The organism is Exiguobacterium sp. s146, from assembly GCF_018618415.1.
In the GTDB taxonomy this organism is placed as follows: domain Bacteria; phylum Bacillota; class Bacilli; order Exiguobacteriales; family Exiguobacteriaceae; genus Exiguobacterium.
In genome coordinates this window covers 953,288-969,254 of record NZ_JACSMA010000001.1, presented here as the reverse complement: position 1 = coordinate 969,254, position 15,967 = coordinate 953,288, and the positions used below count along the sequence as shown (strand labels likewise).

The 15,967-nt window shown below is 52.8% G+C and carries 16 protein-coding genes; all 16 read right to left on the bottom strand.

Annotated features, from left to right (window positions below):
- Window positions 1-42 precede the first annotated feature (42 nt).
- The 16 genes from KNP83_RS04955 to KNP83_RS04880 all read right to left on the bottom strand — a co-directional run bounded on the left by KNP83_RS04955 (window position 43) and on the right by KNP83_RS04880 (window position 15,951).
- Window positions 43-1,959: an LTA synthase family protein gene (locus KNP83_RS04955; protein WP_214761052.1), complete on the bottom strand. Its 1,917-nt coding sequence runs from the start codon at window positions 1,957-1,959 to the stop codon at window positions 43-45.
- Window positions 1,960-2,201: 242 nt separating this feature from the next.
- Window positions 2,202-3,164 (bottom strand): ROK family glucokinase, encoded by a 963-nt coding sequence (locus KNP83_RS04950; protein ID WP_214761050.1) that lies wholly within the window; start codon window positions 3,162-3,164, stop codon window positions 2,202-2,204.
- Window positions 3,165-3,257: 93 nt separating this feature from the next.
- Window positions 3,258-3,452, bottom strand: coding sequence for a YqgQ family protein (locus tag KNP83_RS04945; RefSeq protein ID WP_021065735.1), 195 nt, complete (start codon window positions 3,450-3,452; stop codon window positions 3,258-3,260).
- Window positions 3,449-4,471: a M42 family metallopeptidase gene (locus KNP83_RS04940; protein ID WP_214761048.1), complete on the bottom strand. Its 1,023-nt coding sequence runs from the start codon at window positions 4,469-4,471 to the stop codon at window positions 3,449-3,451. Before KNP83_RS04940 ends, KNP83_RS04945 begins: the two co-directional genes overlap by 4 nt.
- A gap of 15 nt (window positions 4,472-4,486) precedes the next feature.
- A complete protein-coding gene (locus KNP83_RS04935) occupies window positions 4,487-5,539 on the bottom strand; it encodes a rhomboid family intramembrane serine protease (protein ID WP_214761046.1) in 1,053 nt (350 codons plus the stop codon).
- A 154-nt stretch (window positions 5,540-5,693) separates the two neighbouring features.
- Window positions 5,694-6,650 (bottom strand): L-lactate dehydrogenase, encoded by a 957-nt coding sequence (locus KNP83_RS04930; protein ID WP_214761044.1) that lies wholly within the window; start codon window positions 6,648-6,650, stop codon window positions 5,694-5,696.
- Between the two features lie 169 nt (window positions 6,651-6,819).
- Complete coding sequence (locus KNP83_RS04925; protein ID WP_251139185.1) at window positions 6,820-7,539, bottom strand: DUF92 domain-containing protein; 720 nt, start codon at window positions 7,537-7,539, stop codon at window positions 6,820-6,822.
- A gap of 29 nt (window positions 7,540-7,568) precedes the next feature.
- Window positions 7,569-8,123 carry a 5-formyltetrahydrofolate cyclo-ligase gene (locus KNP83_RS04920; RefSeq protein ID WP_214761040.1) on the bottom strand — a complete coding sequence of 185 codons (555 nt, stop codon included), beginning with the start codon at window positions 8,121-8,123 and terminating at the stop codon, window positions 7,569-7,571.
- Between the two features lie 54 nt (window positions 8,124-8,177).
- Window positions 8,178-8,342 carry a 50S ribosomal protein L33 gene (rpmG, locus tag KNP83_RS04915; RefSeq protein WP_255313299.1) on the bottom strand — a complete coding sequence of 55 codons (165 nt, stop codon included), beginning with the start codon at window positions 8,340-8,342 and terminating at the stop codon, window positions 8,178-8,180.
- 84 nt (window positions 8,343-8,426) lie between these two features.
- Window positions 8,427-10,628 (bottom strand): 1,4-alpha-glucan branching protein domain-containing protein, encoded by a 2,202-nt coding sequence (locus KNP83_RS04910; RefSeq protein WP_214761037.1) that lies wholly within the window; start codon window positions 10,626-10,628, stop codon window positions 8,427-8,429.
- 14 nt (window positions 10,629-10,642) lie between these two features.
- Window positions 10,643-11,413 carry a DUF4912 domain-containing protein gene (locus tag KNP83_RS04905; RefSeq protein ID WP_214761034.1) on the bottom strand — a complete coding sequence of 257 codons (771 nt, stop codon included), beginning with the start codon at window positions 11,411-11,413 and terminating at the stop codon, window positions 10,643-10,645.
- A gap of 118 nt (window positions 11,414-11,531) precedes the next feature.
- On the bottom strand, window positions 11,532-12,194 hold the full coding sequence (gene phoU / locus KNP83_RS04900; RefSeq protein ID WP_214761032.1) for a phosphate signaling complex protein PhoU: 663 nt from the start codon (window positions 12,192-12,194) through the stop codon (window positions 11,532-11,534).
- 15 nt (window positions 12,195-12,209) lie between these two features.
- Window positions 12,210-12,971, bottom strand: coding sequence for a phosphate ABC transporter ATP-binding protein PstB (gene pstB, locus KNP83_RS04895; protein WP_251026185.1), 762 nt, complete (start codon window positions 12,969-12,971; stop codon window positions 12,210-12,212).
- Between the two features lie 103 nt (window positions 12,972-13,074).
- Complete coding sequence (gene pstA, locus KNP83_RS04890; RefSeq protein ID WP_214761028.1) at window positions 13,075-13,986, bottom strand: phosphate ABC transporter permease PstA; 912 nt, start codon at window positions 13,984-13,986, stop codon at window positions 13,075-13,077.
- A gap of 1 nt (window position 13,987) precedes the next feature.
- Entirely contained in the window at window positions 13,988-14,932 is a 945-nt protein-coding gene (gene pstC / locus KNP83_RS04885) for a phosphate ABC transporter permease subunit PstC (protein ID WP_214761026.1), read from the bottom strand.
- Between the two features lie 83 nt (window positions 14,933-15,015).
- Window positions 15,016-15,951 carry a PstS family phosphate ABC transporter substrate-binding protein gene (locus KNP83_RS04880; protein WP_214761024.1) on the bottom strand — a complete coding sequence of 312 codons (936 nt, stop codon included), beginning with the start codon at window positions 15,949-15,951 and terminating at the stop codon, window positions 15,016-15,018.
- Window positions 15,952-15,967 lie beyond the last annotated feature (16 nt).

The window sequence follows — 15,967 nt, the reverse complement described above, 5'->3', positions numbered from 1 at the left end:
AACAAGCGCCGTCCCGACGAAACCGGAACGGCGCTTGTTTTGTTATTGTTCGGTCTGCTCTTTAAAGCGGAGCAAATCGGAGTAAATCAAGTCATCGTTCATTTGGAGAATCTTCTCTGCTTCCGCACTATCCGGCCCACAGAGTGAGACGTCCTCGACGGCTTCACCGCTCGAGGCGTCATAACATGTCGACTGCGTCCACACGTATTCGTCGGTGATGACGGTGCCATCCCGGAAGATGGCGCGGCTCGTCCGTTCTTCTGAGAACAAGTCGCTTCCGAAACCGACCGTGTTCGACGTGTCGATTCCGAGCAAGTGCAAGATTGTCGGCTTCATGTCGACATGACTGCCGATCGTCTCGTGCACTTCACCCTTGTCTTGTCCCGGCAAATGAACTGCGAATGGGACCGCTTGGAGCTTGGCGACATCGTATGGTGTCAACTCGTCTTTGCCGAGCAAATCGGCCATCGCGTCGTTATGGTTCGTCGAGATGCCGTAATGGTCGCCATAGACGACGAAGATCGTGTCGTCCCACATGCCGTTCGCCTTCAACTCGTCAATGAACAAGCCGAGCGCGTAGTCTTGGTACGCGAGCGCTTGCGGGAAGTTGTTGAGCGTCGTCGAGCTCGTCTCGAATTTCGGCACGAGCTCGTAGTCCTCGCTCGGCATCGTGTACGGGAAGTGGTTCGTGAGCGTGATGAACTTCGCGTAGAACGGTTCCGGCAGCTCCTCGAGCATCGGAATCGACTGTTCGAAGAAGCTGTCATCGAGCAGTCCCCATTCCGTCATGTCCTCGGGATTGCCAAGGTCATAGCTCTTCTCATCGAAGAACTGGTCGACGCCGATGTTTTTATACATCAAGTCCCGGTTCCAGAACGATTTGTTGTTCGCATGGAATACGGCCGAGTAATAGTTATCTTCCTTAATCAATTCAGGGAGCGCCTGATACTTGTTATCGGCGTTCGTGAAGTAAACGGCACCGCGCGGGAGTCCGTATAGCGAGTTGTCAAGTGCGAACTCGGCATCTGACGTCTTCCCTTGGCCGACCGTATGGTAATAGTTCGGCCAGTAGTGGGATTCTTCAATCAGTTTGTTCAAGTTCGGCGTGATGTACTCGCCGTTTGGAGCCTTCATGTTGTGCGTGAAGTTTTGGGCCGACTCGAACGAGACGACGACCACGTTTTTACCTTTATACTTCCCGAAGTAGTCAGGGTTCGGTGCCGCGTAGTGTTGACGGGTATACTTCTCGATTTTTGCGAGTTCTGACCCGTCCGCCATCGCCTTCTGGGCCGACGTCTTCGTTTGTAGCATGGCATCGTAGACGTGGAAGTTGAACGTCCCGATATTTTTGACCAACAGTTCCCGGTCGAACGAACGCGTCAACAGTTCCGGACGCTCCGTTTCAGCGAGCGACAAGTTGAACAAGAACACGACGACGGCCGTCGCGAACGTCACGAGCGCTCTCCGATGAGAGGCGGCCGTCGCTGTCGCATTGATCCGCCAGAGGATAAACGGCAAGACGAGCACGTCCCCGAGGATGATCAAATCTTTCCATTCCAACAGTGACGTGAACGATGTCGACAACGTCTCCATGTTCGACGGTTGCAAGATGACCGGCATCGTCAAGTAGTCGGTGAACTCGCGGTAATAGACCGCATCCGCAAACAAGATGAACGATGCTGCCGCATACAGCATGTACAAGACCCATTTCTGCTTATTTCCTTTAAAGAAGAAACTGAACGCGAATAGGAATAGCGTGGAGCTGATCGGGCTGATCAGCAAGATGAATGCTTGCGCGGTGTTTTCAATCGGGATATTGAAGAAAAATTGGTAAACTACGTACGTCTTCGTCCAAAGCAATAACGAGAAAATCCAGAATAACCGATATTCATGAAACGAAGCGCGGACCGTATCATTCAGTCGCATAGTAAGCTTCGAGAAGCTCTGAGATGACTTCATCTGACGGCCTCCTCCTCTGTTCAACGGGCGACGAGCTCTACAGACTCGGTGCCCCTATTTTTATATAAGTCCAATCGACTTGTTATCTATTTCACGTAAGATAACAGTCCGGTATCAAGTCCAAATCTTACCCCTTTTTTAACAAAAAATCAACTCCGTCATTACAAATTTTACATTATCCCATACCCGTTCCAAATGAAAAACACGCCTGCAACAAAAACGCAGGCGTGCATGGACAAACGTTATACACGAGTCGGGATAAAGTGTTTCCGGGCGAGCCACGCACAACCGATGACTCCCGCGTCGTTCTCGAGTTCCGCGATTTTAAACGCGGTCGACGTATAGACTCGTTCGAGGGCGAACCGTTTGAACTGTTCGTCGAGCGGCTCAAGGAGCGCTTCACGCGCTTTCGAGACGCCGCCGCCGATGACGATCATCTTCGGGTTCAACGTGTTGGCGATATTCGAAATCGTCAATCCGAGATATTCGGTCATCTCGTTCACGACCTCTGTCGCGACGGCATCGTTCGCTTTATACGCCTCGAACACGTCGCGTGCCGTCACTTCTTTCAGCTCGTTCAACGAGGTCGTCCGGTCTTTACGCTTCTGTAGCGCCAGTCGGGCGACACCGGTCGCCGAGGCGATCGTCTCGATACAGCCTTTGCGGCCACAGCCACACATGACCGCTTTCGTTTCATCGCGTTCGACCGTGATATGACCGATTTCCCCAGCCATGCCGGCAGCCCCGTGGACGATGCTTCCGTTCGTGATGACACCGCCACCTACTCCCGTGCCGAGTGTGATGGCGAGCAGTTCAGACGCGCCTTCGCCCGCTCCTTTCCACATCTCACCGAGTGCGGCAGCGTTGGCGTCGTTCTCTAAGACGGCCGGCAAGCCGACCGCTTTCTCGAATTCGCTGACGAGCGCAAAGTTTTTCCACCCGATGTTCGGCGAATATTCGACGACCCCTTCGGAAAAATTGATGTAGCCTGGCGCCCCGATGCCCGCACCTGCGAAATCTTGTTTTGCTTTGCCCGACGTTTCTAAGTAGGCTTCGAATGAAGCGGCGATATCGGTCGGAATATGTACCCCGTTCTCACGAATATCCGTCGTAATCTCCCACTTGTCAGAAATAATCCCGTTCATATCAAGGACGGCCATCTTCACCGTCGTTCCACCAATGTCGATTCCTAATAACCACTTCATATGTTCCACTCCTCGTCTCGATTAAATCGCTTTCATCCCATAGTTTACACTAATAAACCCCTAGTGCAAACCTTTGCACTAGGGGTTTTTCTGTCAATCTCTTGAATTTTTCAATTCGTGGGTCAAAATGATTTTGGCCGTGTCATACTCCCGTTGTTCAATCATCCCGCCCGCATGCAACTCATCGAGTTCCATCATCATGAGCCCGATCTCGGCATCGCGTTCTCCGATATAAATGATTGTGCCGAACGACTTCAAAAATTGCTGGACGTCATAAAAATTTTTCATCGTCCGTCCACCATCGCTGTGAGCACGTAACGGTACAGCAGTTCCCGTGTCGCTTCGAGCGATTTGAGATGCGTCCGCTCATAGCTGTGGCTCGACTCGATGCCAGGCCCAACGAGCGCGTGGCGCACGTCGTAACCGGCCCCGATCGCCGCCGAGGCGTCCGATCCATAATACGGATAGATATCGACTTTATAAGCGATGTCATGTTCCCGGCATAGTGCCGTGAATTGACGGCGCAATCCGAGGTCATACGGACCAGACGAATCTTTCGCGCAAATCGAGACCGTGTATTCGTCCGAATGTTGCCCGTCCCCGAGCGCCCCCATATCGACGGCGATATACTCGGTCACCGCTTCCGGGATTCCGGCATTTCCACCAAATCCGACCTCTTCATAGTTCGAAATCAAATAATGGACCGGGTGCGGCAATTCCGCCTCGGCCAAATCTTTCGCCAAATCGAGCAAGATGGCAACGGATGCCTTGTCATCGAGGTGACGCGACTTGATATAACCGGCATCAGTCTGACGGAAGCGCGGGTCGAACGAGACGAAGTCCCCGACCTCGATCCCGAGGGTCCGTACGTCTTCGGCTGAATGGACGTCAGCGTCCAAACGTACCTCGATATTGGCCGCCGTCCGCTCGGCGCCGTTCGTGTCTTTATAGACATGGACGCTCGATTGATGAATGAGAATCGTCCCTTCAATCGGTGCACCCGTCTCAGCATGCACCAAACAGTTCTCTCCTTCGATTGCGGTCCAGGCGTAGCCGCCGACCTGCGTCAACCGCAAGCGGCCGCTCGGCAATATCTCTTTCACCATCGCCCCGAGCGTATCGACATGGGCCGTCAACAGACGCGCCCGCTCCGATGCCCCTTCAAACGTCGCCAGAAGTGCCCCCTTGTTCAAGCGTTTCGTAGGGATTCCGAGCGCCATAAGTTCTTGTTCGACGAATCCGATCGCCTCGTCCGTCATCCCGGACGGACTTGGAATTTCAACCAATTGCTTCAACGTTTCAATCATAGCCTTACTCCTTTGTCATCGATTGTAGCCGAGCCAAAATAATGCGCCGGACGCCACGAGCGCGAATCCCGCAAATAGCAGGCGCCGCTTCTTCACGTGTTCATCCGGTAAGCCGACCACTCCCGCCATCAGAAAGCCCCCGACGAGTCCACCCGCGTGTGCGGAATGGTCCAAACTAGCGCCAAGGACGAAAGCGAGTCCTACATTCAATCCTAACATAATAAACAGCGGAGGACCGAGCGTCTTCATAAATAAGGAGCGGTCACGGAGTCCGAAATAGAGCAGTGCCCCGACAAGCCCGAACAACGCCCCTGATGCCCCGGCCGAGATGGCTTCGCTGAACGCATATGAGGCGACCGTGGCGATGACACCCGCCAACAGATAAATGGTGGCGAAACGCATCGACCCATACATCCGTTCCACGAGCGGGCCGAGTGACCAAAGCGCGAACATATTGATGACAAAATGGAACCAACCGATATGGAGGAACATCGGGGTGATCAGACGCCACCATTCCCCTTCATCGATGAGCGGATTCACTTTCGCGCCGAAGCGGATGAGCGTGTTCGGATTGAGCGTCGAGCCAATCGATTCGGCGAACCACATGACGAGGAACGTCACGAACATGAGCGCATAGACGAACTGCGGCTTCCCAAAGGCGAACCGTTGCTTCAGTTCGTTCTTCCGCTGTTGGTCGAGGGCGACGGCACGCGGGCGATACGACGTTTCCGTCTCGGTGCACGGCCGCATCTCGAGCTTCACTTTCGCCGCAATCGGGAACGTGAGCGACGACAGCCGCTCCTCATCGACGAGCGGGTCACCATAAATGTGCACATGCAGCTTCTCGCGGCCGATGCGGGCCAACCGAAACGAATTCATGACCTCCTCGACGTCCATGGCGACATGGTTCGCCCACGCCTTGTCCGTCCGTATGTAGAGGTGATAGACGTCCCCCGCTTTCGTATCGAACAACAAAAGTGCACGCGACGGCTCCAAGACGCTTTCGATGCGCCCTCCTGCTTCAACGGCACGATACACATCTTCCCAAAAACAAGCTGGTTCTGTCATCTTGGCTCACCTCCTTCTATACCTTCATTCTAAAGGAATTTAGCCGTGAGAACAAAATCGAGCCTCGCCCCAATCTTCCCCTTTCATCCTTTTGTTCACAAAAAAACCGTAGTGGCGGAAGCCGACTACGGTCAGGATGGAACGAGCGATATGCTTATAGGACAGGTTGCATCGTTTTCATTAACACGTCTGCCGAATGATGCATCTTTTGTTTTTCTTCGTCTGACAACTCGATCTCCACGACTTGACGGACGCCTTGACGGTTGATGATCGCCGGTACGCCGATGTGGATATCGTTCAAGCCGTATTCCCCATCCAAGTGTGCGCCGACCGTCAACAACGTGTTCTCGTTACGGAGCACGGCTTTGACGAGACGGAGCAGACCGAGACCGATGGCGTAATAGGTCGCGCCTTTCCGCTCGATGATGTGGTAGGCCGCGTCACGGACGTTGACGTAAATGTCTTCGAGGTCTTCCCATGTGTACTCATCGTTCTCTTCAAGCAACTGTTCGACCGATTTTCCGTAAATGCGGGCGTTGCTCCAGGCTGCAAATTCCGTGTCCCCGTGCTCACCCATGATGTAGGCGTGGCAGTTGCGTGGGTCGACGTTGAAGTAGTCGCCGAGCATATAACGGAGACGTGACGTATCGAGTACCGTTCCTGAGCCGAACACACGGTGCTTCGGTAGACCGGAGTATTTCCAGGCCAAGTGCGTCATGATATCGACCGGGTTCGAGGCGATGATGATAATCCCGTCGAATCCAGATGCCATGATGTCCCCAATCATCGATTTCATGATTTTGGCGTTTTTCTCGACGAGATCGAGGCGCGTCTCACCCGGCTTTTGCGGAGCACCGGCAGTGATGACGACGATATCTGCTGCACCACAGTCCGTATAGTCCCCTGCCCAGACGCGCATCGGTGAAGAGGCGAACGAGACGCCGTGGTTCAAGTCCATCGCTTCGCCTTCCGCTTTCGATTTGTTGATGTCGATAATGACGAGTTCCTCGCAAAGACTGGCTGTTGTCAATTGATACGCAAAGCTGGCACCGACCGCTCCGGCCCCGACGAGCGCGACCCGTGTTACTTTGGCATGATTTAATGTTTCCATATTGATTCTCCACCCTTCGAACAATCTGTTTCATGTTTTTGTTATGTCTGTTACATAAAGATTGTAACATCATTCACAAACACTCACTACTAAGGAAACCGTTTTCACTTTGGCGATATTGTGACAAAATTCACATTCATTTGAAACATCTACATTTTCTGTACTACCCTCATCGTAACAAGAGGAAACTAATCGTCGCGGCCGCGGCGATTGACAAGAAGTTGACGGCGTCATTGCCGAGAAAACGCCAGCCCGACACATAGACCGTCGGCTCACGGTGATGCACCTTCTTCTCGGTCAACTTGCCGCACACTCGGCATCGGTATTTGCGTTGCACCGTGGCCCCTAACAGCGTATCGACGACGCTGCCGCTCAATCCGAGGGCGATCAAGACGAGCACGAACGTCACGTCGATTTCGATAAACGGAAGCGAGGCGACGATGATGACCGTGGCCCCGACGATCGACATGATCGTTCCGAACACCGACACGCCACCGCTCGTTCCCGGTTCGACTTCACGGAACGTCCGAATCGAGCGCGGCTTGCGCTTGGCGAGCACCCCGAACTCGGATCCCCACGTATCGCTCGTCGCCGCGGCAATCGAGGCGATATAGGCGAATAACCAGGCGTCGTTCGGGAGAAGTACCATCCCGAACGCCGTCACCATGCCGATGCCTCCGTTGGCGAGCACTTGGACGAAATCACGGGGACCCGATTTTTCAACAATCTCATCGATGGGCGCCTTGTCCCGGGCACGATATTTCGAGGCGAGCGACGATGTCGAGAAGAAGACACCGAGTAAATACAGCCCGAACCAACCGAAGCCGTAGCCGATGACCGTCCCCGTCACGACCGTCAAGACGGCACCGGAGCGAGTCAAGGAGTGCAATCGATAGCCCGCAAAGGCCACCATGCATGTTACAACGAAGATGGCGAACATAAAATCGTTTCCCTTTCCGTCACGATGAATTCGACAGGAATGTCGTGTGGCTCAATCGGAATCTCATCGAGCAGTTGGACGTCATAGGCCAATGCGATGGTCGTCCCATTGTATGTGGCGAGGTAGCGGTCATAATAGCCACCTCCCCATCCGATGCGATAGCCGGCTCGGTCAAACACACGGCCAGGGACGATACAGACGTCAATCATGCGCGTCGTCGCTTCAGTCGTGGGTTCTAGTATGTTCATGACGCCCGGCTCGAGATCTTCAAGCGAATGAATCTCATGGAACGTGAGCCCCTGATTCGTAACTTTCGGCACGAACACTGATTTTCCTGCCTGCCAAGCCAATCGGATGAGCGGTAACGTATCAATCTCTAAATCGAGGGCGAGCGTGACGGCGACCGTATCCGCTTCTCGCCATGCCTTCAGTTCGGTCAATGTATGTATCATGACGCGGTCCCGGTCCGACCGATCGCCGAGCTCACGAATTCGACGATGAACGTCTTGCCGAAGTTGTTTCTTTTCAATCACTTCAATTCCCCCTTGTTCAAAAAAAGGCCGCCACATGAGTGACGGCCAGTCTCATTATTTCACTTCGCGGTAAAGCGTGTGACGACGGAGACGTGGGTTGTATTTGCGCAATTCGAGGCGCTCTGGGTTGTTACGTTTGTTTTTCTTCGTGATGTACGTGCGATCGCCTGTTTCTGTGCAAGCTAGTGTGATTTTAACGCGCATTTCTTTCACTCCCATCTTACTAATGTTGTATCAAGTGCTTTTGCTTTACAGTCTAAGCATACTCAATTATCCTACCAATTTTTATTTGAAAAAGCAAGGTTATTTCGTGTTCTTTTTCAAACGTTTTTGCCCGTATGGCGAAGCATCGAGCGGCAGGCAGGTTTTTACGTTATCGCCAATCGCATAGCGCATTCCGACTTCCTCGGTCGATAGTTGTTCGCAGATATACACCGTATCGGCTTCAGCGAGGACGCTGTTCTCGATTCGATGGATTGCGTCGAACAAACCGCCGTGTCCGTGCGGATTGCGGGTCGTTTCAAAGGACAACATAGTTGAGTATAACGGAACTTGTAGTGCTTTCGCAAGCGAACGTGCCGCAGGAATTGTCATCCAATCAAATTGATGGATCACTTTGAATGCGACTTTGGTAACTAGTTCATGCACGAGTTTGACGTACGCCACGTTTTGGGCCGCGACCTGGTTCATCACGTGTTCCAAGAATGGGCTCGTCAGGCGGACCCGATAGACGTGTACGTGGTTGTGACGTTCATACTCCGGTAACCCTTCCTTGAACGGAGTCAAGACGTACACCGTCTCGCCTTCCGCCGCCCGCGCTTCGACTTCGTCGATGACACGGCGTCCGAGGTCACCGACGACGTTGCCCGTATATTCTGGCGTCAAGACGAGAATCGCCTCGCCTTCACTGCCGCGTTCCTCGGTCACATAATAATCGTGCGGAGACAGGAACGTGTCGATGTCAATGTCCACATCATCTAGGAACGGATAGGCGCGATAATGGTCGGCGAGCAGTTCTTCCGACAACTTGTCCTGATACAGTGCCGTTTCGAGCTCGGCGAACAGGCGTGTATGCTCACGGAAACGTTCGGCCGCGTATTGGGCCGTCGTCTGGCCGTCGAGGATGAAGGCCCAGTCACTCGATACGGCGAGGACGTAATGTCGCACGAGTTGGATGAGCGCCCGGTCGACGAGCGGTGAGGCGTGACGATAGTCGGCCACGTCTTTGACGAGCTGTGTCTCCATCATGTGCAAGTGACGGAGCATCCATTCGTTGCGCTCGTTAATCCACACATCCCCATACCCTTTGCGCCCCCACGTGTTCATCGAGACATGGACCGTCTCGAGGTCTTGGAAATGGCGCTCGAGGAACAACGCCGGCGTGATCGTCTCGATGCCGAACTCTTCGAGCCGTTCGGCGACTTTGCCGAGGAATTCAGGTCCTTCAAACCACCAATGTCCGAACAACTCGGCATCGAACGGCGCCGTCACAAGGAACGGCGGGAACGTTTGTCCACCATGGGCCTCGAGATGGCCTTCGAGCGTCTGAGCGAAATCGAGGGCGTGGTTGTCGATTTGATGCTCGGCCCAAGCGCGGACGTAAAAGTCTTTCTCATCCGTGTCGCCCGTGATACGGTGCATCTTCAGGCCGGTATCGAAACGAATCCCTTCCGGGTGCATGAACTTTTCGATATACGCCCAATCACGATCATAGGCGAGGTCGCGATAAAACTCGCGATAGTCAGGATGACCAGGGTACCCGATCATCGAGCTCCAAATCTTCCCGGAGATGATTTGGTCACGCGGGAACAAGGCGACGCCGTGCGGCGAGTAGACCGGTGCGCCAATGCCTTTGTCCGGCGTCGGGTCGGCATCGAGCAAGGCGTGCTCATCGACGAACGTATAACGGATGCCTTCCTCGTATAAGATGCGGTCGACACCCGGCGTATAGGCACACTCCGGCAACCAAATCCCGGTCGGGCGGAACCCGTAATGACGTTCGAAACAGTTCAACCCGGTACGGATTTCCGCGCGGGCGGCCTGCTCTGTGAACAAATGCGGATTGAAGCCGTGGGTCGCCGTACATGTGACCATATCGATGAACCCTTGCTCACGATATGTACGGAACGCATGGTTCAAGTTTTTCTCCCAATGCAAGAACGTTGTTTTCAAATCGTTGTAGCGCTGACGATAAAAATGGAGCGTCTCGACTTCCGGTTCGCTTCGTCCTTCGGCGAGCTCGATGTCAATCAATTCGAGCATCTCATCCAAATGTTCCACGTAACGGTCCTGGACGAGCGGGTCGGCGAGCATCTCGACGACGGGCGGTGAGATACTGACCGTCCAATGGAGCGGTCGCTGTAGACGGTCGACTTGCCACAGAATCGGGATATATGTCTCGGAGATGGCTTCATACACCCATCTCTCTTCTAAGCGGTGTTTCTCTTCATGTCGCACGTACGGAAGGTGGGCATGAAGGACGAGTGAAAAATAACCTGGTTTCATCAAATAAATCCTCCTCAGCGCACGAATCGGTATGCAGAATATTTAGGTAGCGTGTCGAGCAGTTCTGGAGACTCGACTTCTCCATATTGCCAACGTCGTACCGGTTCAGCGAAACGACCATGGCCGGCTGGCTCCGCACGTGGCGTGTCAATCGGTGAAGATGCGAGCAACGGAAGGAATTCCCCTTCCATCGTCCGAATCCCAAACTCGAACACATATGTCGTGTTCGGATCGAGTGGTCGAACGAACCAACTGTTCGTCATCTCTGGCAATTCGAACGTATACGACCGGTTCGCATGACCGCTCGCATAATCGAGCAAGGTGATGTCAAGGATTCGGAACGCCTTCGGCAAATCTTCCCACGGACGCATGAACTGCATCGACAACGTCTCTTTGACGCTGTCTGACACTTCCCAAAAGACGTAGACGGCGTTCGGCGATTGGACGACCGCATGCATCAAATCTTGATCATAGCGGTCTGGAAGCTTCCAGAACCCGCCTAGGCCTTTATCTAACAGTGGTGATTGGACTGGCAGCTCGTGTTGCAGCGTCGAAGCGACCTGCTTCCCAGATGAGGCGGGTACTTGCTTCGGTTTCGGAGTCATTGCTTTCTTCCCTTCGGTCTTTCGTTTTGAAGCGGCGGCGACCGGTTTGGCCGGTTCGCCGTGTTGGGAACGCCATTTACGCCAAGCGTACTGCACTTTCCCGATTGGCATGTCTAATTGTTCTGCAATCTGTTTTAACGTTAGTCCTTGTTGCTTCAAGGAAACGATTTTCTCTTCCATCTATAGGTGGCTCCCTTCCTAAAAAAAATCCATGTGTTCTACTATTCGCCTCCAACCCGTGAATTCCTGCACAAAAAAAAGTAAAGAACAACTGGTCTGTTGTTCTTTACCACTCTTCTTACTGGTTTAAATCATAATGTTTCCCTTTTTCGAGGAAAATGAGGTGTTCTCCGAAATTCGTCACGTGATCACCCATGCGTTCTAAATAGCGGGCGATGTTCGAAAACTCATAGACGTCGTTCGTGCCGACAGCCATCGTCGGCACAGACCCCATATATTGTTTAATCGTTTGCAAGTTCAAGTCGTCGATGACTTTATCCATCTCGTTCAAGTCACGGACTCGGCTGACCTCGCCTTTTCGGTAAGCACGCGTCGCCAGCTCGAGCATGTCAATCAACTGTTCGGCCATCTGTTTGAGCGGCTTGATGTCTAACACGTATGGCACGTGCTCGATGCGCGCGACGGCTTTGGCGATATTCGTCGCATAATCTGCGATCCGCTCAAGGTCGGTCGCCGATTTCATCGTCACGATTAAGCGGCGCAAGTCGGTCGCGACCGGTTGTTGTTTCGCTATCAATAGGATCGCCTCGTCATTGATTTCAAGCTCGAGTTCATCGAGTTCGTTGTCATTGTCGATGACCGTCTGGGCGAGCACGAGGTCGCGTTTCTCAAGTACTTCGATGGCCGTGGCCGTCTGACGCATCGTCAAATTCGCCAAGCGAACGACCTTGTCTTCTAATTCGTTTAACTTCGTATCAAAAAATGTGCGATTTTGTGCCATGATTGTCTCCCCTTCTTAACCGAACCGGCCAGAAATATAGTCTTCAGTCCGTTTGTCCGTTGGATTCGAGAAGATTTTGTCAGTCGCATCGAATTCGACGACTTCTCCGTTCAAGAAGAACGCTGTCTTATCCGAGACACGGGCCGCTTGCTGCATGTTGTGTGTAACGATGATAATCGAATACTGCTCTTTCAACTCTTGAACGAGCTCTTCGACTTTAAGCGTCGAAATCGGGTCAAGTGCTGATGTCGGCTCATCCATGAGGATGACGTCCGGTTCGATGGCAAGTGTCCGGGCGATACAGAGACGTTGCTGCTGTCCACCCGAGAGGCCATACGCGTTCTCGTTCAAGCGATCTTTCACTTCATCCCAGATGGCAGCGCCGCGAAGCGAGCGTTCGACAATCTCATCAAGCACTTTTTTGTTTTTAATGCCGTGCGTCCGCGGTCCGTACGCCACGTTGTCATATACCGATTTCGGGAACGGGTTCGGTTGTTGGAACACCATGCCGACCGATGTCCGAAGATCTTCGACTTTATAATCGCGGTCGAAGATGTTGCGGCCATGATACAAGATTTCACCATTCGTACGGACAGACGGCACGAGCTCGACCATCCGGTTCAACGTCTTGATGAACGTCGACTTCCCACAACCCGACGGACCGATGATGGCCGTCACTTCGTTCTTCTTGATATCGAGGTTGACGTCGATCAACGCCTGATCGTCGCCATACCATAAGTTCAAGTTGTTCACGACATAGGCACTGTCTTTTTGCATCACCGTTTCGTTCGGTTGAGTTGTCGTTGTATTCACTTCATGATCTCCTTTGAGTTCTATTTGTTTCATCATCTCGAGAGTCCTCCTCGTTACCTGCTACGACTTAATGTCGATTCGTGTACTTGTTACGGATATAGATGGCAGCCGAGTTCATGATGATCAACATCGTCATCAAGACAATGATTCCGGCAGCTGCTAGGTTTTGGAATTCAGCTTGCGGACGGCTCGTCCAGTTGTAGATTTGAATCGGGAGCGCCGTGAAGTCTGAGAAGACACTGCTCGGCGTCGTCGAAATGAACGTCGCCGCTCCGACCATAATCAATGGGGCCGTCTCCCCGATGGCACGTGATACGGCCAAGATGATTCCGGTGATAATCCCTGGAATCGCCGACGGCAAGACGACGTTGAACGTCGTCTGCCACTTCGAGGCTCCGAGTGCGAGCGACGCGTGGCGCAATTCCATCTTGACGGAACGAAGCGCTTCTTGCGACGCGACGATGACGATAGGAAGACTCATCAATCCAAGTGTCAACGCACCCGCCATAATCGAGTTCCCGAGTTCCATGACGCGAACGAAAATCGTCAACCCGAGCAATCCGAAGACGATTGACGGGACGCCGGCCAAGTTCGAGATATTCACCTCGATAAATGACGTGACTCGGTTTTTTGGTGCGTACTCTTCTAAATAGATGGCGGCACCGACACCGACGATGAACACCATCGGCACGATGAGGAACATCAACCATAACGTCCCGATCAAGGCTGGATAGAGACCGGCCTGTTCCGGGCGACGGGATGGGAAGTTGCGGAGGAAGTCCAAGTTCACCCAGCCGCCACCTTTCGAGACGACGTCATAAATCAACGTCGATAGGACGAGCAGGGCAAAGACGAGACCTGCTAAAAAGACGTACTTAAAAATTTCATTTAATTGAAGACGGCGCTGGATCCGTTGTGAAACGGAAGCACGGTCCATCAAGTTCTTCGTATTCTTGAACTCACTGTTCGGCAATGCCATATTAGTACTCCTCTCTGAAGCGGCGCGTCACCCAGTTCGCGAACAAGTTCATCACTAGGGTGAAGACGAACAATAGCGCACCGACCGCATAGATACTGTAGTATTCGATTGTCCCGTAGCCTGCGTCACCTTTGGCGATTTGGACGATATACGCTGTCATCGTTTGAATCGCGTTCAGCGGGTTGAACTCGAAGTTCGGTTGCGACCCACCGGCGATTGTCACGATCATCGTCTCACCGATGGCGCGGCTCATCCCGAGGACGATCGAGGCGATAATCCCTGAGAGCGCGGCTGGCATGACGACTTTGATGGCGACTTCGAGACGCGTCGCGCCAAGGCCGAGCGCACCTTCACGAATCTTTTTCGGGACGGCGCTCATCGCGTCTTCCGAAATCGAAGCAATCATCGGAATGATCATGATGCCGACGACGATTCCTGGGCTAAGCGCGTTATAAATCTTTAATCCAGGAATGAGTGCTTGCAAGATTGGTGTGACGAACGACAAGGCGAAGAATCCGAAGACAATCGTCGGTACACCAGCGAGCACTTCAAGAATCGGCTTCAAAATCGTACGGGCCCGTTCAGACGCATATTCGCTCAAATAAATCGCTGACGCCAAACCAAGCGGTACAGCAACAATCATGGCAATGACGGTAATCTGGAGCGTCCCCATGACGAGGGCCCAGACGCCGAACCGTTGATCGGCACTAAGCGGATACCATTCAGTCGAGCCTAAAAATTCGGCGACCGGAACGCGCTCGAAAAACTTGAACAGTTCAAACCCGAGTGTGAACGCGATGCCGACCGTCGTGACGACCGAAACGAATGCGCTCAAGAATAATAAGAACGGCATGATTTTATCAAACACGTTCGTCGTGCTATATTTCTTTTTCTTATTGGTTTCAATCATCTCTCGAATTGAAAACCCTTTGTTTGGTTGATTCATCTCGTGTATCGCTCCCTACCTCTTCATACTAGAAAGCACGGCGAGAAGGCGAGAGCGACTCTCACCTTCTGCCTTCTGCGCTATTATTCGCCAGCAATCTCGTCGATCACTTCAGCGTTCTCATCGTATCGTGCTTGTTCCATGCCGACATATCCAACTTCTTCCGCAAGAACGGCTGCGTTCTCGTTCAAGAAGCGTGTGTAGTCAGCGACTTGTGGCTTGTCTTTCAATGACGCGTTGTTCACGTATGTGTAAATCTCACGTGAGAGCGGGTAAGACAAATCGTTGATCGTATCAGTCGTCGGTTCGATGCCTTCTACGTTGAGTGCACGTAACGTGTCTTTGTTTTCAATGTAATACGCATAACCGAAGAATCCGATCGCACCTTTCGTACCGGCGACACCTGTCACGAGGACGTTATCATCTTCTGACAATTGCGCGTCTTCACGAATGTCCGTGTCTTCAAGGACGGCTTCATTGAAGAAGTCGAACGTTCCTGAGTCTTTACCTGGTGAGAAGAATGAGATTTCTTCGTCCGGCCAGTCCGAGCGGACGTCTTTCCATGTCTTCACGTTAGGGTCAGTCCACATCTTGTTGAGTTCGTCGATTGTGATATCTTGGGCCCAATCGTTCTCTGGGTTGACGACGAGCGAGAGACCATCGAGGGCGACAGCGAGTTGCGTGTACTCGACACCATTCTTCTCAGCTTCTGCCGCTTCTTCTTCCTTGATTTCACGTGATGCGTTCGAGAAGTCTGTCTCGCCTGTGACGAAACGCTTGAATCCGCCACCTGTACCTGAGACACCTACCGTTACTTCAACGTCTGGCTGTTCAGCTGAATATTCTTCGGCTACGGCTTCCATGATTGGGAAGACTGTTGACGAACCGTCCATGACGACTTTACCTGAAAGTCCTTCACCGTCGGCTGCGCCACCTTCTTCATTGTTCCCACACGCTGCACCGATAATGGCCACCGAAGTGATTGAAGCGACTAACGCTGATTTTTTCATCCAAGACATTTCTGACGTCCTCCTT